Below are 26,591 nucleotides of genomic sequence, written 5' to 3'. Positions count from 1 at the left end.
GCTCATAACTGCCGATCCGCCTCGGAGCAAACGAAAACCGGCGCCGCCTCGCGGGGGCACCGGTCGCGATCAATTCAAAATCACATGACGCGGTAGTTCGGGCTCTCGCGAGTGATCTGCACGTCATGCACGTGGCTTTCCTTGAGCCCCGCACCGGTGATCTTGACGAAGTTGCAGTCGCGGCGCATCTCCTCGACCGTGGCGCAACCAGTATAGCCCATGGCCGCACGCAGACCGCCCACCAGCTGATGCACGACGGCACTGGCCGAGCCTTTGTAAGGCACCTGTCCTTCGATCCCTTCGGGCACCAGCTTATCGCTGGCGGCATCTTTCTGGAAATACCTGTCCGCCGAGCCGCGCGCCATGGCGCCCAGACTGCCCATACCACGATAGGATTTGAACGAGCGGCCCTGATACAGGATCACCTCACCCGGAGACTCGTCGGTCCCGGCGATCATCGAGCCCACCATGGCGCAGGACGCTCCCGCCGCAATCGCCTTGGCGAAATCGCCCGAGAACTTGATGCCACCGTCGGCGATCACCGGCACGTCACCCGCGGCTGAGGCACAATCCATGATCGCTGTCAGCTGCGGCACGCCCACACCTGCCACCATCCGCGTGGTGCAGATCGAGCCCGGCCCGATGCCAACCTTCACCGCATCCGCACCCGCGTCGATCAGCGCGCTGGCCGCCTCGGCTGTGGCCACGTTGCCGGCGATGATCTGCACCTCGTTCGACAAGGTCTTTGCCCGCTTCACCGCCTGAATCACGCCCTCGGAATGGCCATGCGCGGTGTCCACCACGATGATGTCGACGCCCGCATCCACCAGTGCCCCGCTGCGCTCATACCCTGAATCGCCAACCGAACTGGCCGCCGCCACGCGCAGACGGCCCAACTGGTCCTTGCAGGCGGTGGGGTTCAGAACCGCCTGTTCGGTGTCTTTCAATGTCAGCAGGCCGGTCAGCTTGCCATCGCCATCCACCACCAGCAACTTCTCGATCCGGCGCGCCTTCATGAGGGACTTGGCCTCTTCTAGATCCGCAGGCTCGCGCAGCATGGCCAGATTATCGGCGGTCATCATCGCCCGGATCGGTGTATCTTCCGACGTGGCAAAGCGCATGTCGCGGTTGGTGACGATGCCAACCACTCGGCCCGCGTCATCCACCACAGGGAAGCCGGTGAAATTGTACCGCGCAACCAGTGCCTTGGCATCGGCCAAGGTCTGATCGGCACGCAGCGTCACCGGGTTGTATACGATACCCGATTCGAACCGCTTGACCCGCCGCACCTCACGCGCTTGCTCATCAACCGAGAGGTTCTTGTGGACCACCCCCATGCCGCCCGCCTGCGCCATCGCAATAGCCATGCGCGCCTCGGTCACGGTGTCCATGGCTGAGCTGAGCAGCGGTATGTTCATGGTGATCTCGCGCGTCACGCGCGTGGTCGTGTCCGCCGTGGACGGCAGCACCGACGAGGCCGCCGGAACCAGTAGAACGTCATCAAAGGTGAGTGCCTCACGAATCTGCATCTGTTAACCCCATGCAAAGCCCCGTTTGGCGGTGACCCTATGGCATGGTTTCGGGCTAAGGGAAACCCCCTCACCTCCGTAATCCCCGCCCGCTTCTTCTTGCCCCAAATACGCAAATCCGCACGAGGCCACGAAACAAAGCGGCGGAAAGGACGCAACCCGGCCAAAACCTGCCGCTGAATACCCTTTCCCTTCTGGCGCAATTCCATATCTTGCGCGGCATACGCGTGAACACCAAAGGCAGGCCCTTCATGACCACCGACCCTCTCGTCGTCTTCACACCGTCCGGCAAGCGCGGCCATTTTCCTGTCGGCACCCCGATCCTGACCGCCGCGCGTCAGTTGGGCGTCGATCTGGATTCGGTCTGCGGCGGGCGCGGGATCTGCTCGAAATGTCAGATCACGCCATCTTATGGAGAGTTCCCCAAGCATGGCGTGACCGTGCGCGAAGGCGCGCTGAGCGACTGGAATGCGGTCGAGCAGCGCTATGACGACAAGCGCGGGCTGAAGCCGGGCCGCCGTCTGGGCTGTCAGGCCGCCGTGCAGGGCGATGTAGTGATCGACGTGCCACCCGAAAGCCAGGTGCATCGCCAGGTGGTGCGCAAGGCTGCCGCCGCCCGCGCCATCGTCATGGACCCGGCCACCCGGCTTTATTTCGTGGTGGTCGAGGAACCGGACATGCATTCCCCCACCGGCGATCTGGAGCGGCTGGAACGCGCCCTGCGCCAGCAATGGAACATCGAGGCGGTCACGGCGGACCTGTCGCTGATGACCAAGCTGCAGCCGACCCTGCGCAAGGGCAAATGGGAGGTCACCGTCGCCGTTCACAAGGGCCACAAGGACGAGGTGGCCCGCATCGTCGAAATCTGGCCCGGCCTGCATGAAAGCGGTCTTTTCGGGCTGGCCATCGACCTCGGCTCGACCACCATCGCCGCGCATCTGACCGATCTGGAAACGGGCGAAGTCAAGGCTTCGTCCGGCCTGATGAACCCGCAGATCCGCTTTGGCGAGGATCTGATGAGCCGGGTCTCTTATGCGATGATGAACCCCGGCGGCGATCAGGAGATGACCAGGGCCGTGCGCGAGGCGATCAATGACCTGACCACCTCAATCGCCGAAGAGGCGGGGATCGACGCCGCCCTGATCGTCGAGACGGTGTTTGTCTGCAACCCGGTGATGCACCACCTGCTGCTGGGCCTCGACCCGGTGGAACTGGGTCAGGCGCCGTTCGCGCTGGCCACCTCGGAAAGCCTCTCGCTCCCCGCGCGCGAGATGGATCTGACCGCCATAAACCCGCGCGCGCGGGTCTACATCCTGCCCTGCATCGCCGGCCACGTGGGTGCCGATTGCGCCGCCGTGGCACTGAGCGAAGAGCCCGGCAAATCCGAGGATCTGGTGCTGATCGTCGACGTGGGCACCAATGCCGAGATCCTGCTGGGCAACACGTCCCGCGTGCTGGCCTGTTCCTCGCCCACCGGCCCGGCCTTCGAAGGCGCGCAGATCAGTTCCGGCCAGCGTGCCGCACCCGGAGCCATCGAACGGATCGAGATCGACCCGGTCACCAAGGAACCCCGATTCCGCATCATCGGGTCCGAGAAATGGTCGAATGAGGACGGGTTCGACATCGACATCGCCACCACAGGCATCACCGGCATCTGCGGCTCGGGCATCATCGAGGCGGTGGCCGAGATGCGCATGGCGGGCCTGCTGGATGAAAGCGGCCTGATCGGGTCTGCCGGGCAGACCGGCACCGCCCGCTGCGTGCCCGAGGGTCGCACCCACGCCTATCTGATCCACGACGCCAGCGCCGAGGGCGGCCCGCGCATCACCGTGACCCAGGGCGACATCCGCGCCATCCAGCTGGCGAAATCCGCGCTTTATGCGGGCGCGCGGCTGCTGATGGACGAGATGGGCGTGGAGCGTGTGGACCGCGTGGTGCTGGCCGGAGCCTTCGGCGCCCATATCTCGACCAAGCACGCCATGGTGCTCGGCATGATCCCCGACGCACCGCTGGACAAGGTGATGAGCGCAGGCAACGCCGCCGGGACCGGCGCGCGGATTGCACTCTGCAACATCGCCTCACGGGCCGAGATCGAACGGGTGGTGCGCGAGATCACCAAGGTGGAAACCGCCATCGAGCCCAAATTCCAGGATCATTTCGTCGCCGCCAACGCGATCCCGCACAAGACCGATCCGTTTCCGGAGCTTGGCCTGGTTGTGTCTCTGCCCTCGCCTTCGTTCAACACCGGCGGAGAGGCCGAGGCCGGTGCAGGCGGTGGTCGACGTCGGCGTCGGCGCGGATAGTTTTTGGATTGGAGGGGGGCTCTGCCCCCGTCCCGGCAAGCCGTGACTCCCCCGTGATATTTTAAAACAGAAGAAGGGGCTGGATGTGCCTTGATCCGCGGGCAGGAAATGGCTGGCGGAGGTTTCGCCTCGGCTCAGAAACCGGGCGCGGTACCAGCTTGACGCCTAGATGGGGATTGCGTATTTCAAGGCCTCGGAGCGCGGGTATGGTGAAAAGGTATCACGCGAGCTTCCCAAGCTTAAGTTACGGGTTCGATTCCCGTTACCCGCTCCAAAGACATCTCCCCGTATTGTTTATTATTTCCAGGATCTTGCGAGCAATGTTTGTGTGCCGGGTTTCAATTTCGAGAACAGTGAATTTCAAACACGCTCCATGCCACAGCCTGTCAAAAAGCAGTTCGAGAAAGCTAAAACAGCCTTCGGTAGCCCGGTCGTTTCAACCGCTTAAAGCTCCTGAAAACTGCTCGCGCAAGTTCCGTTTGAGAACTTTGCCTGTTGCATTCAGCGGCAGGGCCTCGACGAAGATCACCTTGTCCGGCACCTGCCAGTTGGCGATCTTGCCGTCGAAGAACTCCAGAAGCTCGGCCTCGGATGGCTCCTCGCCCTCGGCCTTGACCGCCACCAATAAGGGCCGCTCGTCCCATTTCGGATGCGGCACCCCCACCACGGCAGCGGTGGCGAGTTTGGGATGGGCGACGGCGATGTTTTCCAGCTCGACCGAACTGATCCACTCGCCGCCGGATTTGATGATGTCCTTGGAGCGGTCGCGGATCGTCATGTAGCCGTCTGTGTCCAGTGTCGCCACATCGCCGGTGGCGAACCAGCCATCCTGCAGCAGTGCCTGATCCTCCATGTGGAAATAGCTGGTCAGCACCCAGTGGCCACGCACCATCAGGTCGCCCTGTGTGACCCCATCATTAGGCAGGTCTCGGCCCTCGTCATCCACGATCTTCAGCTCGACCCCATAAGGCGGACGGCCCTGGCTTTCGCGCAGGCGGTACTGATCCTCAAGCGGCAGATCGAAATGTTTCGCCAGCGGAATATTGGTCGTGCCCAGCGGGCTCATCTCGGACATGCCCCAGGCGTGGACGGTATCGACACCATATTGCTCGCGGAAGGCCTCGATCATCGACGGCGGACAGGCCGCGCCGCCGATCACGGTCTGGGTCAGGCTGTCGAGCTTGCTTCCCAGCTTGGCGGCAGAGGCCAGCAGGCCCTGCCAGATGGTCGGCACACCCATGGCCAGCGTCACGCCATACCCGTCGATCAGCCGCACCAGCGCGTCGCCGCTCAGATCCGGCCCTGGCAGCACCATGCGCGCGCCGGACATGGCGCAGCCATAGGGCGATCCCCAGGCGTTGACATGAAACATCGGCACCACAGGCATCACCACATCCCGCGCCGAATACCCGATGACGTCGCGGGTGTTCGAGGCAAAGCTGTGAAGCACGGTGGATCGATGAGAATAAAGCACGCCTTTGGGGTGACCCGTGGTGCCAGACGTGTAGCAAAGGCTCGAAGCGGTGTTTTCGTCGAAAACCGGCCAGTTGAAATCGGCGTCCCCAGTCTCGATGAGGTCGTCATAGAAGGTCAGGCCGGGGATCTGCTCTGCTGCACCATCATCACGAGCACCCATCAACACGAACTGCTCGACACCTTCCAGCTTGTCCCGGATCGCGGCAACCAGCGGCACGAAGGTCGCGTCAAGAAACAGAACCCGATCCTCGGCATGGTTGATGATATAGATCAGCTGTTCCGGAAAAAGGCGCGGGTTGATCGTGTGGCAGACCAAGCCCGCCCCCGAAACCGCATAGTAGATCTCCAGATGCCGCCGATTGTTCCAGGCCAGTGTGGCGACACGCGCCTGCGGCTCCAAGCCCAGCTTGGTGAGCGCCGAGGCCATGCGGCGCGCATTGCGGGCGACCTCGGCCCAGCTTGTCTGCGTCACTCCACCCGAGGTTTCCACGGACCAGATCTCGGTCTGGCCGTGATACCGCTCGGCGTGGTCGATCAGTGACGAAATCAGCAGCGGCTGCGTCATCATCTGTCCCAGCATGGAACTGTCCCTCCCGTCAGAGTTCCGGGCATCATTCTCCGGAACCGCTTTTTCTTGTCGATGACCTGTGGCGACGCTGATAGGGCCGGAAGCCTCGGGTCATTTTCTCCCGAAGGGGAGCCTGCCAAGAGACGCTGTTAAAAACAACAAGTCACGTGCAACTTTCCGTTACGGCAGGCTAAGCACACCCGGACGTTCAATCGCGATGGCGCAGGGCGTAAGCAACCAGTGCTGCGGTCGAGCCGTCCTTGCCTTCGGTCCCAGCTTCGCCATCCACGATCGGGTCCAAAGACGTTGCAAGCTCCTTACCCAGTTCCACGCCCCACTGGTCGAAGGAATTGATCCCCAGGATCACTCCCTCTACGAAGACGCGATGTTCATAAAGCGCCACGATCTGGCCCAGAACAAATGGCGTGAGCTTTGGGTAAATCAGTGTGGTCGATGGCCGGTTGCCCGCAAAGACCCTGTGGCGGGCCTGCCGTTCCAGCTCATCCCCGGTCAGCCCCTTGTCGGCCATCCGCTGACGTGCCTCATCCAGAGACCGTCCGCGCATGAGCGCCTCTGATTGAGCAAGGCAGTTGGCCAGCAGCAGGCGGTGGTGATGCGCCAGTTCAGGCTCATGCCCCTCGGCGGCCACCATGAACTCGCACGGCACAACGTCGGTGCCCTGATGGATCAGCTGATAAAAGGCGTGCTGGCCATTGGTGCCGGGCTCGCCCCAGACAACTGGTCCCGAGGGCACGGACAGCGGCGAGCCGTCCATCGCCACTGATTTGCCGTTCGATTCCATCTCAAGCTGTTGCAGATAGGCTGGCAGGCGCAGCAGGCGCTGATCATAGGGCAGCACCACTCGGCTGGGATGGCCACAGCCTTGACGGTGCCAGATCCCGACCAGCGCCAGCATAACGGGCATGTTCTCGGCCCAATCCGCCGACCGGAAATGCCGGTCCATCGCCTGTCCGCCACGCAAAAACGCATCGAAGGCATTGGCGCCGACGGCAATCATCACTGGCAGGCCGATGGGCCCCCAAACCGAATAACGCCCGCCAACCCAGTCTTCGAACCCGAACACATGCTCGGGCGGGATGCCGAAGTCGCCGGTCAGATCCAAAGCCGTAGACACAGCAGCGAATTGCCGGGTGGGATCGCCGCCGCCATCCTGCATCCAGGCGCGGGCGGTGCGAGCATTGGTCATCGTCTCGATGGTGGTGAAGGTCTTGGAGGCCACGATCACCAGCGTCCGTTTCGGATCGAGCGGGCGCAGCGTATCCGCGATATGCGCCCCATCCACGTTCGAGACGTAGTGCACGCGCGGGCCGTCGTGATAGGGCGACAGCGCCAGCGCCGCCATCACCGGGCCAAGGTCCGAACCGCCGATGCCGATATTGACCACATCGGTGAAGCTGCCCCCTGCCCCCTGTATCGCGCCGCCGCGCACCTCTTCGGCAAAGACGCGCATCCGCTGCAGCACTTCCAGCACACCGAGCATGACATCCTGGCCGTCCACCTCGACCGGATCACCGTCGAGATTGCGCAACGCCGTGTGCAGCACCGCGCGCCCTTCGGTCTCGTTGATCGGCGCGCCGCTGAACATCGCCTCGCGCCGTGCCGCCAGATCGGTCCGGTCGCAAAGCGCCAGCAGTTCTTCCTGCACCGCGTCGTCAATATGCGTCTTGGAATAGTCCAGCCGCATGTCGCCGGTCTCGGCCGAGTACCGCGCCGCGCGATCCGAGTCGGCGGCAAAGAGATCAAGGATATGGCGTCCTTGCGCCTCGGTGGCCAGTGCCTGCAATCGGTCAAACATGTCTGCTCCTCATTCCGCCCAATGCACCGTGGTGCCACCCAGAACCGCCGCGATCGGGGCGTCTTCGGGCGGCAGGGACATGGCCCGCTCAAGCGCGTTGCGCTTGGCGGCCCCGTAGATCACCAGATGTTTCGACACCGCCCCGTCCAGCACCGGCGCCGTCAGGGTGATCCGCGCCTCGGGCTGGGTTTCGGGCCGGGCAACCGCCAGTGGCGGAGCGTCGTGATCAAGCGCGGCCATCAGACCCGGCATGCCGGGAAAGAGCGAGGCTGTGTGCATATCCTCACCCATGCCCAGCACCAGCACCGAAATCGGCAGTTCCGGGGCCAGCATCGCCTCGATCTCGGGCAGGACGTCCTCGGGCTCGGTCGCGGGGACGTAAAGCGGCAGGAACCGCGCGGTGGCGGCGCGGTTGACCAGTAAACGCTCCTGTATCAGGCGCGCGTTCGAGCGGTCATGGTCTTGCGGCACGCAGCGTTCGTCGGTCGGCAGGACATGCACCCGATCCCATTCCAGATCGGCGGCGCAGAGGCTGTCAAAGACCGGGCCGGGCGTCGTTCCCCCTGCCACTGCCAGCGCGGCTGTGTCGTGATGCAGCAGCGCCGTTTCCAGATCTCCGGCCAGTTGGTTGGCCACGTCGATGGCCAGCATGTCGCGATCGGCGTATTCCTGGATGTTCATGGCTTGATCCCCTGCCAATGGCGACCGTCCCGTTTCATCAGCAGCTCGGCGTCGCCCGGGCCGGTGCTGCCGCTGTCGTATGGTTTCGGCACATCGCCGCGGGCCTGCCATCCGGCGATGATCGGATCGGTCCAGGCCCAGGCGGCCTCAACCTCGTCGCCGCGCATGAACAGCGTTTGGTTGCCGCGGATCACGTCCATGATCAGCCGCTCGTAAGCATCCGGCGGGTCCTGGTTTTCCGGCCCCAACGCTTCGGCAAAGCTCATGTCCAGAGGCACGTCGATCAGACGCATACCGCCCGGCCCCGGTTCCTTGATCGTCACCTTCAGCGTGATGCCCTCGTTGGGCTGCAACCGGATCGACAGTACATTTGCATGCCGCCCGGCATCAGCGCCAAAGATCGAATGCGGCGCGTCCTTGAACATCACGTTGATCACCGAGGACCGCGCCACCAGCCGCTTACCGGTACGCAGATAGAACGGCGTGCCCGCCCACCGCCAGTTGCTGATATGGGCGCGCAAGGCGATATAGCTCTCGGTTGCCGAGCGCGGATTGCCCACCGCGCCGCGATAGTCCGGTTCACCGTCGCTGGGCCCGTACTGACCGCGCACGATGTGATGCGGCTGCACCTGATCGAGCGCGCGAATCACCTTGAGTTTTTCATCCCGCACCGCATCGGGGTCGAATTTCGCGGGCGGCTCCATGGCGATCAGGCACAGAAGCTGCATCAGGTGATTCTGCATCATGTCGCGCATCGCGCCCGCGCGGTCATAATACCCCTCGCGCCCGGCGATCCCCACCGTCTCGGCCACGGTGATCTGAATGTGATCGACATACTGGCTGTTCCACAGCGGCTCGAATAGCATGTTGCCAAAGCGCACCGCCATCAGGTTCTGGACCGTCTCCTTGCCCAGATAATGGTCGATCCGATAGATCTGGCCTTCGTCGAAATGCCCCGCCAATGTGGCGTTGAGATCGCGGGCGCTTTGCAAGTCGTGACCAAAGGGTTTCTCCACCACGATCCGGGTCCGGTCGGTGACCATGCCATGCGCCTCGATCTGCCCAGCAAGCGCACCGAACAGACGCGGACCGACCGAAAAGTAGAATGCGCGCACCCGATCCTCGGTCAGTTGCCCGGCCAGTTCGGCCCATCCCGCCTGCTCCTCGGCGTCGATCCGGACATAGCTGACACGGGCAAGAAACCCGTCAACTGACGGCGAATCCTTGGCACGCTCCGGGGCGAACTCGCGCAGCGCATCAGCGACAAGTGCGCGATAGGCGGAATCATCGTGTTCGGACCGGGCAGCCCCGATGATGCGGACATCCTCGGGCCATTGACCGGCGCAATACCTGCGAAACAGCGCAGGCAGGATCTTGCGCCGGGCCAGATCGCCTGTGCCGCCGAAGATGACCAGATCGAAAGGATCAACCGGTATGACGCGTGAAACCATGCCCCGTCCTTAACTCCGATGCCCTGCCATGTCCAATGTTAGCGCAATCATTTTCGGTATATTCTGCTGACAGCTTGAATTCCAGCCGTATTGGCTGGGCCACCCGTACCCACGCAATAGGTCAGTTATCTCAGTCAGTTAATCCTGCTGCACAGGAATTGAAAAGACATTCTCGAGCGTCGCGCTGCAATCGGCAGAAACCGGAACACGCACGAAACTGGCCTCTTGTGATCGAATTCACTTATTTTGGCTGTCTGTCCGGTTAAAGTGCGGCTCACTTTCTCCGTTCATTTGAGTTCGGGGGCTATACTGAAGGCGCAACTGCGAATTCAATGTGAGGTCATTTTGACAGGCTGGTATTTTATTCTGTTTTTCTTTCTCGCAACCCTGCCCGCCTGGGCCGAACAACGGCTGGCGCTGGTCATCGGGAATGACGCTTATGACGCCGTTCCGGCGCTGGCCAAGGCCGGGGCGGACGCCCGCGCGGTCTCAGCCCGGCTGAAGGGTCTGGGCTTTGAAACGGTCGAGGGCATCGACCTTGATCGTCGTGCCATGAACCGACGCGTCTCGGAATTCACCGCACGGCTGGAACCCGGCGATACGGCTTTTGTGTTCTTCGCCGGGCACGGAGTTGAAATCGACGGCGAGAATTATCTGCTGCCGACCGATATCGTGGCCCCGAATGCTGGTGAAAGCGATTTCGTGAAATCCGAATCCATTGCGCTGTCGGACCTGCTCGACCGGGTGCGCGCCACCGGGGCACGCACCTCGATCGCCATCATTGACGCCTGCCGCAACAACCCGTTTGAGACGGTTGCGGGCCGCAGCATCGGGCGAACGCGGGGGCTGGGGCGGATCACCGCGCCGCAAGGGACCTTCGTGATCTTTTCCGCGGGGGCGGGTCAGTTGGCGCTGGACAAGCTGAACGACACGGATGCCGCCGAGAACTCGGTCTTTACCCGCGCCTTGCTGCCGCGCCTGTCGCAGCCCGGGCTGGAGCTGCGGGCGCTGGTCTCGGACCTGCGTGTCGAGGTGAGCGATCTGGCCAGATCTGTCCAGCACAACCAGTTCCCGGCTTATTATGACGAGTTACTGGGTGAGTTCTATTTCACGCCCGCCGCTGCGGCAGCTCCGGTAGCGGATGCCCTGCCCGCCCCGGCGGACGACATGCGGGCCGATCTGGAACTGGCCCGGTCGATCGGCACGGTGAGCGCGCTGGACAGTTTTCTGGACCGCTACAAAGACCAATCACAGGACTACAGCTATACGGTCGCCCTGCAGCTACGCGAGAGCCTCAAGCAGCCCGATACCGAACCGGTTGCGCGGCACGCTGACAGTGAACCGGTGGAAGTGGCAGCCGCACCCGTTGTGGACGACAACCGCGAGGTTATGCGCGCAACCCAACGGGCGTTGAATACTCTTGGGTGTTCGGCGGGTGGCGCCGACGGAATAGCAGGGCCACGCACCAAGCGGGCTTTCCAAACCTATCTGGCCGCCAGCGGTTCGTCTCTGGGCTCTGACGATCTGGGCACCGCACATGCTTTGGAAGAATTGCAGGGCAAAAGCGGGACGATCTGCAAGGCCGCTGTTGCGCCCAAGACCAGCCCCTCTCCCAGCCCCAAATCATCGGCTCTGACATTGGCCGGGGCATGGAGCTACAAGGCCAACTGCGTGCTGGTTCTGAAGGTTACCGGGCGCGTTCGTTTTAATCATGCGGGCGGCAACAAATACACCGGCAACATCAGCGACTCGCTGGGGCAAAAGGCCCATTCCGAGGTCTATCTGAACGATCAGCAGATCAATGGCACCGACTATTTCCCGGGTATCACCGTGACATGGCGTGGTCGCATGGCCGCCGACGGGAAAAGTTATACCGCAACTACATCCACCGGCTGCTCCGTCTATGCCTGGCGCGCGGGCTGAGTCCGTCAGTTCAGGTAAAACTCTCCGGTCACATTCCGCCATTCCCCCGGCGAAATCATCTTGCGATGGGTGAACCGCACAGAATGCAGCGGCCCCTCGATCTCGCGCTGCCAGAATTCGACGAACTTGAACAATCTGGGATGGTCGGGCGCCAGGTCGTATTCCTGCCAGATGAACGTGTTTAAAACGTGGATGTAATCCGGCATGTGATAGTAAAATTCGGCCGTGGTCAGGCCGTAGCCTTTGAGCATTAGCTCGGTTTCGCTTTGCTCCATACAAGACCTCCATTTCTGGTTCGGTCTCTTCACGATACCACGAAAATGGTTAAACACTTACGAAAACAATGTGTTACCGATCCGTGAACGGTAATTTTCGCGCCACGATGCTGCTTGCTTGCACCTTATGTACGCAGTCTGATAAGATGCATCCACAAGATATAGACCCTGCATAAAGATCGGGCAGTTTACGTGAGCGATACGCCAGAAACCCCTGAAAACATGGATGAAACCCCACCCCAGCGCCCCAGCTACGACGGGCCTACCGTGTCCATCGAATCCGAGATGCGCACCTCGTATCTCGATTACGCGATGTCGGTCATCGTCAGCCGCGCGATCCCCGATCTGCGCGACGGGCTGAAACCGGTACACAGGCGCATCCTCTACGCGATGCACGAGACCGGCAACACCCATGACAAGACCTATCGCAAATCGGCCCGTCCGGTGGGTGACGTGATGGGTAAATACCACCCGCATGGTGACAGCGCGATCTATGACGCGCTGGTGCGGATGGCGCAGGATTTCTCGATGTCGCTGCCACTGCTGGATGGTCAGGGTAACTTTGGCTCGATGGACGGCGATAACCCGGCGGCCATGCGGTATACCGAAGTGCGGATGGATAAGCCTGCGGGCGCCCTGCTGGCCGATATCGAGAAAGAAACGGTCGACTTTCAGGATAACTACGACGGCAAGGACAAGGAACCGACGGTCCTGCCCGCCCGCTTCCCGAACATGCTGGTCAATGGCGCCGGTGGTATTGCCGTCGGTATGGCCACCAACATCCCGCCGCACAATCTGGGCGAGGTGGTCGATGCCACGCTGGCCCTGATTGACGACCCGGACCTGACGTCCGAGCAACTGATCGAATACGTCCCCGGCCCTGACTTCCCGACCGGCGGCGTCATGCTAGGTCGCTCTGGTGCCCGAAAAGCCTATCTGGAAGGGCGCGGCAGCGTCATCATCCGCGCCAAGACCCGCACCGAAGAACTGCGTAAGGACCGTTACGCCATCATCGTGGATGAGATCCCCTATCAGGTGAACAAGGCGGCAATGATCGAAAAGATCGCCGAAGCGGTGCGCGAAAAGCGGATCGAAGGCGTGTCCCACGTTCAGGACGAATCCGACCGCAATGGCGTGCGGGTGGTGATCGAACTGAAACGCGATGCAACGCCCGAAGTGGTGCTGAACCAGCTCTATCGCTTCTCGCCGATGCAGACCTCATTCGGCTGCAACATGCTGGCGCTGAACGGTGGACGCCCCGAGCAATTGACCCTGCGCCGGTTCCTGACCTCGTTCATCGATTTTCGCGAGGATGTCGTTGCCCGCCGCACCGCGTTCGACCTGCGCAAGGCGCGCGAACGCAGCCATGTCCTGTGTGGTTTGGCCGTCGCAGTCTCGAACGTGGACGAAGTGGTTGCCACGATCCGCAGTTCGGCGGATGCCGCCGAAGCGCGCGAAAAGCTGATGACCCGTCGCTGGCCCGCCGCCGATATCGCGGGCTACATCCAGTTGATCGACGACCCGACCCACAGGATGAACGAGGACGGAACCTATAACCTGTCCGAAACTCAGGCCCGCGCCATCCTCGACCTTCGCCTGCAGCGCCTGACCCAGCTGGGTGTCAAGGAAGTCACCGACGAGTTGGAAGAACTGGCGCGCAAGATTAAGGAATACCTGGACATTCTCAGCTCGCGCGAGCGGATCATGTCCATCATCGCCGATGAACTGCGCAACGTGCGCGAACAGTTTGCCGTGCCGCGCCGTACCGAGATCGTCGACTGGTCCGGCGACATGGAAGACGAGGACCTGATCGAGCGAGAGGACATGGTCGTCACGGTCACCTCGGGCGGCTACATAAAGCGTACGCCGCTGGCCGATTTCCGCGCCCAGAAGCGCGGTGGCAAGGGGCTAAGCGGCATGCAGACCAAGGAAGAGGACGTGGTCACCACCCTCTTCGTCGCCAACACTCATACGCAGCTTCTGTTCTTCACCACCGATGGGATGGTCTACAAGCTCAAGACCTGGCGCCTGCCGCAATCGGGACGCACAGGCAAGGGCAAGGCAATCGTCAACATCCTGCCGATCCCGACCGGCGTATCCATCGCGGCGATCATGCCGGTGGATGTGCCGGACGAGGAATGGGAAAACCTCCAAATCGTCTTCGCCACCAGCGCCGGAGACGTACGCCGCAACGCGCTGAGCGATTTCACCAACGTCAAGCGCAACGGCAAGATCGCCATGGACCTGCCCGAGGGCGTGGAATTGGTCAATGTCCGCATCTGTTCCGAAGACGATGACGTGATGCTGGTGACCAATTCAGGCCGCGCGATCCGCTTCCAGACTACCGATGTGCGTGTTTTCAAGGGCCGCAAGTCGACCGGTGTGCGCGGCATCAAGCTGACAAATGGCGACCACGTTGTATCAATGTCGGTGATCCGCCATTTCGACGCGACCTCGGACGAGCGCGCCGCTTATCTCAAGATGCGCCGCGCGGTGGCGGGGCTGACCGACGATGCCGAAACCACGGATGAGGAAGGCGACGCCATGGCCACCATCAGTCAGGAGCGTTACGCCGAGATGTCGGCGGCCGAGAATCTGATCCTGACCATCACGGCGGGCGGGTCCGGTAAGCTAAGCTCCAGCCACGACTATCCGGTGCGCGGGCGCGGCGGCATGGGCGTCGCGGCCATGGATAAGGCCATGCGCGGCGGCGAACTGGTCGCTTCGTTCCCGGTCGAGATCGACGATCAGATCATGCTGGCGACGTCCAGGGGTCAGTCGATCCGGGTGCCGGTCGATGGCATCTCGTTCCGGTCACGCTCGGCGGGTGGTGTAAAGGTGTTCAACACCGGCAAAGGCGAGGAAGTCGTCAGCGTCGCCTGGATCGCGGATCAGGGTGACGAAGAGGCCGAGGAATAAGCCGCTTCACACTTGAGATGACGGGCACCGTGGCAATTGCTGCGGTGCCTTTTTTGATCAGTCTTGCACTGTCAGCAACTCGTCGACGGCCCAAAGCCGATCCTGCCCCCAGATGCTCTGCCCGGCCACATGAAAGCTCGGCACACCCCACAGGCCGATCTCCTGCAACCGGGCCTGATTGGCTTCGATGCGCTTCCGCCAATTGTTTGCCTGCAATTTGGGCTTTGCGGCATCCCAGTTCAACCCTGCCGCCTCAACGATCCGGGCAATCCCTCGATCCGTCGCCGCGTCGATCCCCTGTGACCAAACTCCGGACATGAACGCGGCACAGAACTCCGCCAACCGCCCCTGCGCCTCGGCATGATCAAGCAGCGCATATCCCCGCTCGACCGCCCACCCCAGCGGGTCGCAGATGCGTCCGAAGGGAATGCCCATACGACGCGCTTCGCAGGCGCAGTCGTACAGAATGTACGAGGATTTAGCGGGCGGAACCGGCAGGCCGCGCATCAGCATAGGCAGGACCGGACGCAGTATCAGCTGGGCGTTGTGCCGGTGGGCCAGATCGCAAACGCGGTTAAAAGCGAGATAGGAGTAGGGACTGCGAAAAGAGAAGAAGAATTCAACCTCGCTGCCCTGCTTCGCGGCCCCTTCCGCACGCGGCTCAGATGGCGGTGCGATGGGTGGGTGCCTTTCGCCCAGACCCAGCTCCTGCAGGCGGGTTTCCAGATAGTGCAGCCGGTCGATGCCCCAATACCATTCGCCGGCATAATGAAACGTTCCACCCAGATAGTGCCCCCAATCGGCAAGCTGCTGGTCCCCAGCCTGTTTGAACTCGCCGGGGTCTATTGTCGGTCCCTTCGGGATATCCTGCCCCGCCCACAAAACCGCGCCGACCTTGCGGGCAATCCCAGCAAAATCCGGGCTCTGCAATTCCGCTGCCAAGCGCGCCTCAGCTGAAGCAATCGCCGCCCGGTCAGGCGGAGTACTCCTCGGCACAACCAGCCCCTGCTTGCGAGCCAGACGCGCGGCATCCGCAAGCGCGTTCCTCTGATGCGCCGCCGGGTCCGGCAGAGCCGCGTCCGGAGGCCCGGAGATCAGATAAGAGCGTAACTCGACCGAATAGCGATCACAAAACTCCCTAAGCACCTGAGAAGTCAGAAAGCTGTAGGGATCCGAGACATCGTGAAAATAGGACACCGTATGAGGCGCCCCGCGCGCTTTTCGTCGTAACTCCCGCGCCCGCCGTCGCACCCGCAAGAGCTCCTCGCTGGTCGGAACCGATGCGATCCGTGATTTCACAATGCTGTCAAAGAACAAGACTATTTCCGTACGATCCGTGTCGGACCACTTTAGTCCGAGTGCGACCGGATGCCAGAAGTTCCGCCCCGAACCCGCGATGACGTCGCGGCCCCTGCCTCGCAGAAACGAAAATGGCCGCCCCACGGCGGCCATTCCGGGTCATGTTAAAGGTTACAGCCTGTAAAGCGCACCGAACTTACCTTCGAGATACCGCAGCAGCGGCTCCGGTCCCGGCTCCATGCCACTGGCCCGCTCGATCACCTCGCGCGGGGCATAGAGGCCGCCGTGCCGCTGCAGGTTCTCGTGCAGCCAGCCGGTCGCGCCCGAGGTATCGCCTTGGCCCAGTTGTGCCCCAAGGTCCGGCACCGCCGCCTGCAGCGCCTCGTAAAGACACCCAGCATAGACATTGCCCAGCGAATAAGTCGGGAAATAGCCGAAAAGTCCCACCGACCAGTGCACATCCTGCAAACACCCGTTCGAGGGCTTGTCCACCGCATAGCCGAAATCGGCCTCGAACCGGTCGTTCCACGCCGCCTCCAGATCGGCCACCTGCAGATCGCCCGCCATCAGCGCGCGCTCCAGATCGAAGCGCAGCATGATGTGCAGGTTGTACTGCACCTCATCCGCCTCGGTGCGGATATAGCCGTTATGGACCCGGTTCACGGCGGAGTAGAACTCATCCGCATCCGAAATGCCGAAATCGCCGAACAGGTCGGTCATCTGCCCGAACAGCCAGCCGGTGAAGGCGCGGCCCCGGCCAAGCTGGTTTTCGTAAATCCGGCTCTGGCTTTCATGCACGCCCATCGATACGCCTTGCCCTAGCGGCGTCAGCGCATAGGCCGGATTGATCCCCTGCTCGTAGGCGGCATGGCCGACCTCGTGGATGGTCGAGTAGAAACAGTTGAACGGGTCCACATTGCTGGTGCGGGTGGTGATCCGCACGTCCAAGCCGCTGCCCGAGCTGAACGGATGCACCGCCTTGTCCACCCGGCCCCGGTTCAGGTCATACCCGAAAGTGACGGCCAGTTTCCGCGACAGCTGCATCTGCGACTGCTCGTCAAAGGTGCCCGAGACGCCCTTGGGCATCGGTTTGTCCAGCACCGCGGCACGCAAGGCCACCAGGCGCGGACGCATCGCGTCGAAGATCGCGGCGATCTGGCCGCCCGTGGTGTAGGGCTCATAGTCCTCGACCATGGCGTCGTAGATATCGCCGCCCTGCGCCAGCGCCGCGCCCTCTTCGCGTTTCAGCGCGACCACCTCTTCCAGCACCGGCAGGAAGGCGGCCACATCCTCATCCGCGCGGGCCTGGGCCCACTTGCCCTGCGCCTGAGAGGTCACCCGCGCGATTGCCTTGGCCAGATCGGCGGGCACTTTGCTGGTCCGCTCGAACGCGCGGCGGATCTCGCGCAGTTGCGCTGCGCCGACCTCGCAGGGCGCCTCGGCCCGCTTCAGCCAGTCACCGACGCGCGGGTCGGAGCGGCGGGCATGCAGCACCGCCTCGATCGCCGCCATCTCCTCGCCCCGCTGCTGCGCGGCACCGCGGGGCATCACCGTTTCCTGATCCCAGCCCAGCCGTCCTGAGATCTGCCCCAAGGCCGAGGTTTCCCGCTGGAAGGCCATCAGGTCGTCGAATGCAGTCATGAAGTCAAACTCCGCGAAGTGAGGTTGCAATGGGATAAGCGGTCAGGAAGCGGGCGCGTAGGATCAGGGTCCAGACGCCAACGGCGAGCAGTTGGTGTAGGATGGCGACTTGCCACGGTGCGGCGTAGATAACAGTGACGATGCCCAGCACCACCTGCAGCGACAGGCCAGCAAGGACCACGTTGAAGGCGAACCGGGTCTGCGGATGCGCACTGCCGCGCCCGCGCAGCCAGACGAAGACCCCAAAGGCCAGCAACAGGTACCCCGCACAACGATGGATGAACTGCACCAGCCCCGGGCTTTCGAAGAAATTGCGCCACATCGGCTCCAGCACGGTGGCATCCGGCGGCAGGATTTGCCCTCCGATCAGCGGCCAGTCGGTGAACGAGCGACCGGCATCGATCCCGGCCACGAAAGCGCCGATGACGATCTGCAGGAAAGCAAAATGCATCAGCCCGGTGGACAGCGAGAACAGCCGCGCCTCTTTCGCCCGCCGCGCCTGCATCAGGTCGCGCTCGGCCCGCCCCAGCATGAAGATGTACCAGGCCAGAACGCCCAGGATGACAAAGGCCAGCCCCAGATGAACCGCCAGACGATAGCTGGCGACCGAGGTCATCCCCTCGCCCTGCGTCACGCCCGAGGCCACCATCCACCAGCCAATGGCGCCCTGCACTCCGCCCAAAACACCGGGCAGGATCAGTCGCCCGGTCCATCCGGCAGGGACCTTGCGGGCCAGCAAAAAACCCAGGAACCCGAACGCCCAGACCAGACCGACGACCCGGCCCAGCTGCCGGTGGCCCCATTCCCACCAATAGATGGACTTGAAATCCTCCAACTGCATCCACTGGTTCTGAATGCGCCACTGGTCGATCTGCTTGTATTTGTCGAACTCGGCCTGCCAATCGGCCTCGCTCATCGGCGGGATGGCCCCGGTGACCGGGCGCCATTCGGTGATCGACAGGCCGCTATCGGTCAGGCGCGTGAGGCCTCCCACCACGATCATCGCCACCACCAGCGCAAAGAGCAGGATCAGCCACGCCCGGATGCCGCGCCGCCCACCGCCGCGGCCCCGGTCAATCATGCCGGGCTGTACAGACTGTTCGGTCCGGGCCTCTTCGGGCACCTCTTCAAAGATGCTGCGCTTACCGCTCATGCCATCCTCATTTCTTGGTTTCCCCGCAAGCTAGGGCCGACACGCCCCAACGTCCAGAGCGTCAGCCTTTGTCCTTCCAACGGACCATCTGCCGCATGATCCCGTGCAGCATCTGCACGTCCGCGCGTGTCATCCGCATCCGCGACCAAAGGTTGCGCAGGTTCAGCTTCATCCCCTCGGCCTTTTCCGGCGGGTAGAAGAACCCGGCCTCCTCCAGCCGGTCCTCATAATGCTCCACCAGCTTCTCTACCTCGACGCCCGTGGCCCAGTCGCCCCGGCCCAGATCAGTCGCCTCATGCACCACGTCGCCGGACCGCCGCATCCACTCATAGGCCGTCAGCAACACGCATTGCCCGAGGTTTAGCGACGCGTATTCCGGGTTCACCGGTACCGAGATAATGGCATTGGCCTTGGCGATATCCTCGTTTTCCAGCCCGGCCCGCTCGGGGCCAAAGAGCACTGCCACCTGCTCCCCCGCCGCCACTTTCTCAGCCGCGATCTGCATCGCGCGTTCCGGGCTATAAACCGGCTTGGTCAGCCCCCGCTGCCGCGCCGTGGTGGCAAAGACATAGGTGCGGTCCGACAATGCCCCGGCCAGATCGTCATACAACTGCGCCTCGTCCAACAGCCGCCCCGCCCCGCTCGACATCGCCACCGCCTTGGGGTTTGGCCAGCCGTCGCGAGGCGCCACGATCCGCATCCGGTCCAGCCCGAAATTCCACATCGCCCGGGCGGCGGCACCGATATTCTCGCCCATCTGCGGGCGCACAAGGACGAATGAGGGCTGAGCTCTGTCTCTGGGCATGTTTTAACTCCGAAAATCCCGCCTGCTCTAATCGCCACATGCGCATTGGGCAACCCACAGCCCCCTTCCTCTTGCCCCAAATATCTCCGCCGGAGGCAAAAAGTTTCCATTCCCCGCGCAATCCGCTAAACCGCGCCAAAGACCAACGCCAAGGACCCGCAGATGGACACCCCCGAGCAGCCGCAGATCTATCTCATCACCCCTCCGGCCATCGAGCCCGAGGCATTTCCCGATCAGCTCGCCCGCGTCCTCGACGGGGCTGAAATCGCCTGCATCCGGCTGGCGCTGGCCAGCAGTGACGAGGATCACATCGCCCGTATGGCCGATGCCTGCCGCGAGGTGGCCCATGCCCGCGACGTGGCGTTGGTGATCGCAAACCACGTGCTGATGGCGCAGCGTCTGGGGCTGGATGGCGTGCATCTGGACGACGCCGCCCGCTCGGTCCGCGCCGCCCGCAAGGAACTGGGCGCGGATGCCATCGTCGGCAGCTTCTGCGGCGCTTCCAGTCATGATGGCATGACCGCAGGCGAGGCCGGGGCCGATTATGTCGCTTTCGGCCCGGTCGGCAGCACCGCGCTGGGCGACGGCACCACCGCCGGGGCGGGCTTGTTCCAATGGTGGTCCGAGATGATCGAGGTGCCGGTGGTAGCCGAAGGCGGGTTAACCCAGGATCTGGTGCGCAGCCTGACGCCGCATACCGATTTCTTCGGCATCGGGGATGAGATCTGGTCGACCGAAGATCCGCTGACCACTCTGACAAAACTGCGTGCGGCAATGACCTGAACGCTCAGATCAACTCCAGCAGCCCAGCCAACTGGTACCCGGCAACAATCGCAATCACCAATGAGGCCGGAACCGCGATCCGGCCCCGGTACCAGTGTGTGTCGCGAAGCCATAGCCCGATAGTGCTGAGCATCACGCCGAGCACTATCAACTGCGCGGCTTCGATACCCGAACTGAATCCGGCGAGCGCCGGAAGCAATTGCGAGGGCGCCATTCCCGCCTCGGACAAGAGCCCCGCAGCACCGAGACCATGCAGACCGCCCGCCAGCAGAATGACCAGCACCCGCCAAAGGCTGACGTTTCGGGTCACCAGGTTCTCCGCCGCCAGCAGCACGACAGCGCCCCAAAACACCTGAGTGGCCAACATTGGAGCAACCTTCGCCCCACCACCCACGCTCAGAAAGATGGCGGCGAAATCGGCGACGAGAAACGCGCCGAATTGCATGATCAGCGGCCGCGCCCGGGCGCTCAGGAAGAACAGCGCCAGCACGAACAGGACGTGTTTCCCCCCGCCCGCGAAAGCATGCGCCAGCCCGTCGCGGAAATGGGTCAGGAACAATTCACGCGGCGGCAGGGAAGCACCGCCATCAATCGGGATCGCCGGGCTGGTGTCGCCCCCTTGCAGATAGCCGGTATAGGGCGCCTCGACCCCCTGCTGGCGCAGGATCAGAACCCCGGCGCCGGCAGGCCATGTCAGGGTCAGGCTGCGCGCGCCGTCGGGCAAGTTGCCGGTCAGCAGCATCTGCGTCACTCGTGCCACGCCGATATCACCCACGACAGGGATGCGCGCGCCCTCATAGGACAGCGACACCGGACCTTCGGCTTCAAGACTCAGCTTATCCACCCAGTCCACGGCGAAGTCACGCAGGCGAGTTTCCATCTCGGGCGCAGCCGTAGCACGCAAAGCACCATATTCTCCGGCCTGCTCCGAGTTGGCGGTGTCTTGTGTCCGGTCCAGATCGATCCCGACCAGAAAGGCCTCGGCATTCATCCGCAGTTCCAGCCGCACCTGACCGTCCTTAACGCTCAGATCAGCAACGGTCGGTGTCACCTCATGCGCAGCCACCGCACCTGCCAGCAGCCATAAATCGACAAACAGCACCAGCCGCCGCATGATCCCGGCACGGTCTGACCTGCCCAACATCCGCCTGCTCCTGTCCTGCCTGTGGCGCAAGTTTCGGTGCGATGGGCGTTGGTATCAAGTCGAAAGACGCCCATTGGCGGTATCGGCCACCGCGCGCTTGCGCCGCCCGCGAAGCTGGGGCAAGAGAAAGCCATGAGTACCACGGACATCCTCTGCATCGGTTCGGTCCTCTGGGACGTGATCGGCCGGTCCGCCAGCCATATGCGGCAGGGCTCGGACGTGCCGGGCCGCATCACCCGCCTGCCCGGCGGCGTTGCCATGAACATCGCCATGACGCTGGTTCGATTCGGCATGACGCCGACCCTGCTGACCGCCATTGGCCGTGACGCCGAAGGGGACGAGTTGGTCCATGCCTGCGAGCAACTGGGCATGGAGATCAGCCATATCTACCGCTCGGAAGACCTGCCCACCGACCGCTACATGGCAGTCGAGGGCGCCAACGGCCTGATTGCCGCCATCGCGGATGCGCATTCGCTCGAGGCTGCGGGCGCCAAGATCCTGCGACCGCTGGTTGAAGGGCCGCTTGGCTCGAAAAACACGCCGTTCGATGGCCCCATCGCGCTCGACGGCAACCTGACCCTGTCGTTGCTGGAAGAGATCGCGCAAAGCCCAGCCTTTGCCCGGGCCGATCTGCGGGTCGCCCCGGCCTCGCCCGGCAAGGCGGAACGCCTGCTGCCCTTTCTCAAGCACAGGCGCGCCACGCTTTATGTCAACCTCGAAGAGGCCGGGCTGCTCTACCAATGCGAATTCGACGATTCCGCGAGTGCCGCGCGGGGCTTGCTAGATCGCGGCGCGCTGCGGGTGCTGGTCACCGATGGCGGCAAATCCGCCACCGAGGCCAGTGCCGAAGGCCTGTTGACCCAAACCCCGCCCTCCGTTCTGGTCACACGGGTGACCGGCGCAGGCGACACTTTCATGGCGGCCCATATCGCCGCCGAAGCTCGCGGCGCCGACAGGGACGAGGCGCTGACCCGCGCCCTCCACGCCGCCGCCACTTATGTTTCCGGAGAGACCCCACTGTGATCGACCTGCAATTCTCGACCGAAGTCCGCGCCGCCAGGGACGCGGGCCAGCCCATCGTCGCGCTGGAAAGCACAATCATCACCCACGGGATGCCGCATCCCCAGAATGTCGAGGTAGCCGCACAGGTCGAGCAGGACATCCGCGATGCGGGCGCGACCCCGGCCACCATCGCCGTGATCGAGGGGCGCCTGCATGTCGGGCTGGAACCCGAGGAGTTGGCGCAACTGGGACAGGCCCATGGCGTTTCCAAACTGTCGCGCGCCGACATGGCTGCCTGCCTTGCCACCGGCGGCACCGGCGCCACCACCGTCGCCGCCACCATGATCGCCGCGCGCCATGCCGGGATCGAGGTGTTTGCCACCGGCGGCATTGGCGGGGTGCATCAGGGGGCCGAAACCTCGTTCGACATCTCCGCCGATCTACACGAACTAGCACAGACCCCGGTGACTGTGGTGGCTGCGGGCGCCAAGGCGATCCTCGACCTGGCCAAGACGCTGGAGGTGCTGGAAACGCTCGGCGTTCCCGTCATCGCCCATGGCCAGGACGCCTTCCCCGCCTTCTGGTCGGCACAATCGCCGCTGAAGGCGCCTCTGCGAATGGACAGTGCCGAAGACATCGCCCGCGCCCACGCCATGCGCCGCGAATTGGGCCTGCCGGGCGGTCAGCTGGTCGCCAACCCGATCCCCGAGGCCGACCAGATTCCGGCCACCGAATTGGCGCCGATCATTGCTGAGGCACAGCGGGATGCGGCCACCCATTGCATCACCGGCAAGGCGGTCACCCCCTACCTGCTGCAACGAATCTTCGAACGCACCGAAGGCCGCTCGCTGACCGCCAATATCGCGCTAGTGCGAAACAACGCGCGGCTGGCGGCCCGGATTGCCCAAGCCTTGTGCACGCGGCGCGGGGCGTGACAGGACGGGCGCCGCGCCTATTGTACCGGCGCCCCAAACTGCCTAACTAGTTCAGCAAACCACACGGACCTGCCATGAACACGCCGTTCGACGAAGAACCCCACCGCCGCCCGGGCCTTTTTGCCGGCCTGCGCGCGTCATTCCTGACGGGGATCGTCGTCATTGCTCCGGTGGGTTTGACCGTGTGGCTGATCTGGTCCGTCGTCGGCTGGATCGACGGCGTGGTGCTGCCGTTGGTGCCGCATCAGTTCCGGCTCGAGCAGTATATCGGCATCAACCTGCGTGGCGTTGGTGTTGTCTTCTTCCTGGTCTTCACCGTCATTGTCGGCTGGATCGCCAAGGGCATCATCGGACGCTCACTGATCCATTTTGCTGAAGGTCTGGTGGACCGAATGCCGGTAGTTCGCTCGGTCTATTCCGGCATCAAGCAGATTTCCGAGACAGTGTTCGCGCAAACCGAACGCTCGTTCGAAAAGGCCTGCCTGATCCAGTACCCGCGCCGGGGCATCTGGGCCATTGGGTTTATCTCGACCACCGCCAAGGGCGAGGTTAGCGAGCGTGCGGAGACCAGTGGCGAGTTGATGAGCGTGTTTGTCCCCACGACTCCAAACCCGACCTCTGGCTTCCTGCTGTTCTTTCCGGCCGAGGATATCATCCTGCTGGACATGTCCATTGAAGATGCGGCCAAACTGGTGATATCGGCCGGGCTGGTCTACCCGAACGAAAAAGACCCGACCCAGCCGCCCGAGTAACCCAGGCGTCAGTTGAACATCGCCGCCAGATCGACGGTGCCACGTTCCCCCAGATCGGATTTGTGATCGCGTAGGAAACCGTGGGCCGCCGCGCGCCCGGCCTCTTTCAGCCGGGTCAAAACCACCGGCGTCGGCACCAGCTTGGTCGCCACCGACAGGGAATTCATCAGATCGTCATCGGCGATCATGTGCACCAGCACCCGACTCATCTCACCTTTCTGCAACTTGCCCGAGTCTAGCAGCCGCTGCACGAAGCTGATCGCCCTCAGTTCGCGCAGCAGCGAGGAGTTGAAGCCGATCTCGTTGATCCGGTTCTGAATTTGCTGCGGCGTGCGCGGGATCTCATCGCGTTCCAACGGGTTGATGTTGACGATCACCACATCGTCCGGCAGCCCCTCATTGAACAAGGGAAACAGCGCCGGATTGCCGGTGTAGCCGCCATCCCAATAGGCCTCGGTCCGCCCAGATTTCGGATCGTGGATCTCGACCGCCTGAAACAGTGTCGGCAAACAGGCCGAGGCCAGAATCGCATCCGTCGTGATTTCGTCGCGGGTAAAGATGCGGATCTTGCCGGTGCGCACACAGGTGGCGCAGACGAAGAGCCGCGGCCCCGCGTCGGCGCAGACCCCCTCGTAATCGAACCGCTCGACCACCGATTCCAGCGGGTTGCTGTAGAACGGGCCATAGGCATAAGGCGACACCATCCGCGACCAGGCGTCGGCCATGGAAAACGGCAGCGAATACTCGATCGCCTGCGCGATCTGCGCCGGTTCCAACCCGCGCATCCAGTTGGCGATGCGCATGTCACCGATGGCGCCCATACGCTCCCAAAGCCGGCGCAGGTTCTCACGCGCGCCCTCACGCCCGCCCTTGACCATACCTACCTTGAACGCGGCCCCGTTCAGCGCCCCCGCCGAAGTGCCGGAGATCGCGGCCACCTCGACATCGTCTTCATCCAGAAGCCGGTCCAGCACCCCCCACGTAAACGCCCCGTGTGCGCCACCCCCTTGAAGTGCAAGATTGATGCTTTTCACGACCCCACCCCTTCTTCTGTTTTCAAATATCCCGGGGGTGTGGGGGCAGCGCCCCCACGACAACCTTCACCTCAAAGCGCCGTCCAGCCACCATCGACAGAAATCGTCGTTCCGGTGATCTGCGCCGCCGCATCCGAGCACAAAAACACCGCAGTGCCGCCCAGCTGCTCGACAGTGGCGAAATCCGTGGACGGCTGCCGCTCAAGCATGACGTTCTTGATCACGTCCTCGCGGCTCATGCCGTATTCCTTCATGGTGTCGGGGATCTGCGCCTCGACCAGCGGGGTCAGCACGTAGCCGGGGCAGATCGCGTTGCAGGTGATTGGCTCCTGCGCGGTCTCCAGCGCGACGGTCTTTGTCATGCCGACCACACCGTGCTTGGCCGCCACATAGGCCGCCTTATAGGGCGAGGCGGTCAGGCCATGGGCCGAGGCGATGTTGACCACCCGCCCCCACCCGGCCGCACGCATCATCGGCAGCGCGGCGGCCATGGTGTGGAAGGCCGAGTTCATGTTAATCGCGATGATTGCATCCCATTTGTCGACCGGGAAACTGTCTATGGGCGAGACATGCTGAATACCGGCATTGTTGATCAGGATATCGCAGGCACCGGCCTGTTCGATCAGCGCCCGGCATTCCTCGCCCTTTGACATGTCCGCCTTGATATAGCGCGCGGCCACTCCGGTCTCGTCCGCGATCTGCGCAGCCAGCGCATGATCCTCGTCCCGGTCGGTGAACGAGTTCAGCACCACATCGGCACCCGCCCGGGCCATTTCCCAGGCGATGCCCAGACCGATACCCGAATTCGATCCGGTGACGATTGCAGTTTTTCCCGACAAGGACATGGAGGCTCTCCCAAAGTGATTTTCCGATTTGCGCAAACAGTGCCATGCTGCACCTGCAAAGGAAACGGGGAAACGCCGGGCGGGTGGCTCACCGCGCACATCTGCCCTGGAACCGGTGCCGCCCGCTGCTTTCGGCCGGCCGGACCTGTGGACAAAAAAACGCCCGCACGAAGCGGGCGTTAAGTTATTGAGGCAGGTTTCATACAGGCAAGAAACCTATCGAGCAGTGCACCCTTTATACGCAATTCCGCTGCGGC

General features: G+C 63.1%; 20 protein-coding genes and 1 tRNA gene. 8 read left to right on the top strand and 13 right to left on the bottom strand.

The window, feature by feature from the left end; all coding sequences use genetic code 11:
• Window positions 1-80 precede the first annotated feature (80 nt).
• Window positions 81-1,529, bottom strand: coding sequence for an IMP dehydrogenase (guaB, locus tag GOX53_RS11600; RefSeq protein WP_171176435.1), 1,449 nt, complete (start codon window positions 1,527-1,529; stop codon window positions 81-83).
• Window positions 1,530-1,780: 251 nt separating this feature from the next.
• On the opposite strand from guaB, the gene GOX53_RS11595 reads away from it, so the two are divergent.
• Window positions 1,781-3,832: an ASKHA domain-containing protein gene (locus GOX53_RS11595; protein ID WP_171176433.1), complete on the top strand. Its 2,052-nt coding sequence runs from the start codon at window positions 1,781-1,783 to the stop codon at window positions 3,830-3,832.
• 200 nt (window positions 3,833-4,032) lie between these two features.
• Window positions 4,033-4,106: transfer RNA gene (locus tag GOX53_RS11590), tRNA-Gly, on the top strand.
• Between the two features lie 162 nt (window positions 4,107-4,268).
• Here GOX53_RS11590 and GOX53_RS11585 read toward each other — a convergent pair.
• From GOX53_RS11585 to zwf, 4 genes are all read right to left on the bottom strand, one after another.
• A complete protein-coding gene (locus tag GOX53_RS11585) occupies window positions 4,269-5,888 on the bottom strand; it encodes a long-chain fatty acid--CoA ligase (protein ID WP_171176431.1) in 1,620 nt (539 codons plus the stop codon).
• A gap of 196 nt (window positions 5,889-6,084) precedes the next feature.
• On the bottom strand, window positions 6,085-7,692 hold the full coding sequence (gene pgi / locus GOX53_RS11580; RefSeq protein ID WP_171176428.1) for a glucose-6-phosphate isomerase: 1,608 nt from the start codon (window positions 7,690-7,692) through the stop codon (window positions 6,085-6,087).
• 9 nt (window positions 7,693-7,701) lie between these two features.
• On the bottom strand, window positions 7,702-8,373 hold the full coding sequence (gene pgl / locus GOX53_RS11575) for a 6-phosphogluconolactonase (protein ID WP_171176426.1): 672 nt from the start codon (window positions 8,371-8,373) through the stop codon (window positions 7,702-7,704).
• The gene (zwf, locus tag GOX53_RS11570; protein ID WP_171176425.1) at window positions 8,370-9,824 is read right to left on the bottom strand and encodes a glucose-6-phosphate dehydrogenase; all 1,455 of its coding nucleotides are present in this window, start codon (window positions 9,822-9,824) and stop codon (window positions 8,370-8,372) included. Before zwf ends, pgl begins: the two co-directional genes overlap by 4 nt.
• A 345-nt stretch (window positions 9,825-10,169) precedes the next feature.
• Between zwf and GOX53_RS11565 the strand changes: the two genes are divergently transcribed.
• A complete protein-coding gene (locus GOX53_RS11565) occupies window positions 10,170-11,747 on the top strand; it encodes a caspase family protein (RefSeq protein ID WP_171176423.1) in 1,578 nt (525 codons plus the stop codon).
• A gap of 5 nt (window positions 11,748-11,752) precedes the next feature.
• On the opposite strand, the gene GOX53_RS11560 is transcribed toward GOX53_RS11565, so the two are convergent.
• Window positions 11,753-12,022 (bottom strand): usg protein, encoded by a 270-nt coding sequence (locus GOX53_RS11560; protein WP_171176422.1) that lies wholly within the window; start codon window positions 12,020-12,022, stop codon window positions 11,753-11,755.
• Window positions 12,023-12,214: 192 nt separating this feature from the next.
• Here GOX53_RS11560 and gyrA point away from each other — a divergent pair, with 192 nt between their 5' ends.
• A complete protein-coding gene (gene gyrA, locus GOX53_RS11555) occupies window positions 12,215-14,941 on the top strand; it encodes a DNA gyrase subunit A (RefSeq protein WP_371810285.1) in 2,727 nt (908 codons plus the stop codon).
• 57 nt (window positions 14,942-14,998) lie between these two features.
• Here the strand turns inward: gyrA and GOX53_RS11550 are convergent, their stop codons facing one another.
• The 4 genes from GOX53_RS11550 to GOX53_RS11535 all read right to left on the bottom strand — a co-directional run bounded on the left by GOX53_RS11550 (window position 14,999) and on the right by GOX53_RS11535 (window position 19,839).
• Window positions 14,999-16,138, bottom strand: coding sequence for a DsbA family protein (locus GOX53_RS11550; protein WP_217351755.1), 1,140 nt, complete (start codon window positions 16,136-16,138; stop codon window positions 14,999-15,001).
• 273 nt (window positions 16,139-16,411) lie between these two features.
• Complete coding sequence (locus GOX53_RS11545) at window positions 16,412-17,881, bottom strand: carboxypeptidase M32 (protein ID WP_171176421.1); 1,470 nt, start codon at window positions 17,879-17,881, stop codon at window positions 16,412-16,414.
• 4 nt (window positions 17,882-17,885) lie between these two features.
• Window positions 17,886-19,034 carry a heme A synthase gene (gene ctaA / locus GOX53_RS11540; protein WP_171176420.1) on the bottom strand — a complete coding sequence of 383 codons (1,149 nt, stop codon included), beginning with the start codon at window positions 19,032-19,034 and terminating at the stop codon, window positions 17,886-17,888.
• 61 nt (window positions 19,035-19,095) lie between these two features.
• Window positions 19,096-19,839 carry an RNA methyltransferase gene (locus tag GOX53_RS11535; protein ID WP_171176419.1) on the bottom strand — a complete coding sequence of 248 codons (744 nt, stop codon included), beginning with the start codon at window positions 19,837-19,839 and terminating at the stop codon, window positions 19,096-19,098.
• Window positions 19,840-20,001: 162 nt separating this feature from the next.
• Here GOX53_RS11535 and GOX53_RS11530 point away from each other — a divergent pair, with 162 nt between their 5' ends.
• A complete protein-coding gene (locus tag GOX53_RS11530) occupies window positions 20,002-20,622 on the top strand; it encodes a thiamine phosphate synthase (protein WP_171176418.1) in 621 nt (206 codons plus the stop codon).
• Window positions 20,623-20,626: 4 nt separating this feature from the next.
• Here GOX53_RS11530 and GOX53_RS11525 read toward each other — a convergent pair whose 3' ends face one another.
• Window positions 20,627-21,766: a HupE/UreJ family protein gene (locus GOX53_RS11525; RefSeq protein WP_171176417.1), complete on the bottom strand. Its 1,140-nt coding sequence runs from the start codon at window positions 21,764-21,766 to the stop codon at window positions 20,627-20,629.
• 132 nt (window positions 21,767-21,898) lie between these two features.
• On the opposite strand from GOX53_RS11525, the gene GOX53_RS11520 reads away from it, so the two are divergent.
• The 3 genes from GOX53_RS11520 to GOX53_RS11510 all read left to right on the top strand — a co-directional run bounded on the left by GOX53_RS11520 (window position 21,899) and on the right by GOX53_RS11510 (window position 24,455).
• The gene (locus GOX53_RS11520; RefSeq protein ID WP_171176416.1) at window positions 21,899-22,789 is read left to right on the top strand and encodes a PfkB family carbohydrate kinase; all 891 of its coding nucleotides are present in this window, start codon (window positions 21,899-21,901) and stop codon (window positions 22,787-22,789) included.
• Window positions 22,786-23,703, top strand: coding sequence for a pseudouridine-5'-phosphate glycosidase (locus GOX53_RS11515; protein ID WP_171176415.1), 918 nt, complete (start codon window positions 22,786-22,788; stop codon window positions 23,701-23,703). The genes GOX53_RS11520 and GOX53_RS11515 overlap by 4 nt, the downstream gene beginning before the upstream one ends.
• A gap of 74 nt (window positions 23,704-23,777) precedes the next feature.
• Window positions 23,778-24,455, top strand: coding sequence for a DUF502 domain-containing protein (locus GOX53_RS11510; protein ID WP_171176413.1), 678 nt, complete (start codon window positions 23,778-23,780; stop codon window positions 24,453-24,455).
• Window positions 24,456-24,463: 8 nt separating this feature from the next.
• Here GOX53_RS11510 and GOX53_RS11505 read toward each other — a convergent pair whose 3' ends face one another.
• Window positions 24,464-25,489 (bottom strand): patatin-like phospholipase family protein, encoded by a 1,026-nt coding sequence (locus GOX53_RS11505; protein ID WP_171176411.1) that lies wholly within the window; start codon window positions 25,487-25,489, stop codon window positions 24,464-24,466.
• Between the two features lie 71 nt (window positions 25,490-25,560).
• Complete coding sequence (locus GOX53_RS11500; protein WP_171176410.1) at window positions 25,561-26,334, bottom strand: 3-hydroxybutyrate dehydrogenase; 774 nt, start codon at window positions 26,332-26,334, stop codon at window positions 25,561-25,563.
• Between the last annotated feature and the right edge of the window lie 257 nt (window positions 26,335-26,591).

It is taken from the genome of Ruegeria sp. HKCCD8929 (assembly GCF_013031405.1).
GTDB lineage: Bacteria > Pseudomonadota > Alphaproteobacteria > Rhodobacterales > Rhodobacteraceae > Ruegeria.
Note: the sequence above shows the minus strand (reverse complement) of the source record. Positions and strands in the feature narration are given on the sequence as shown.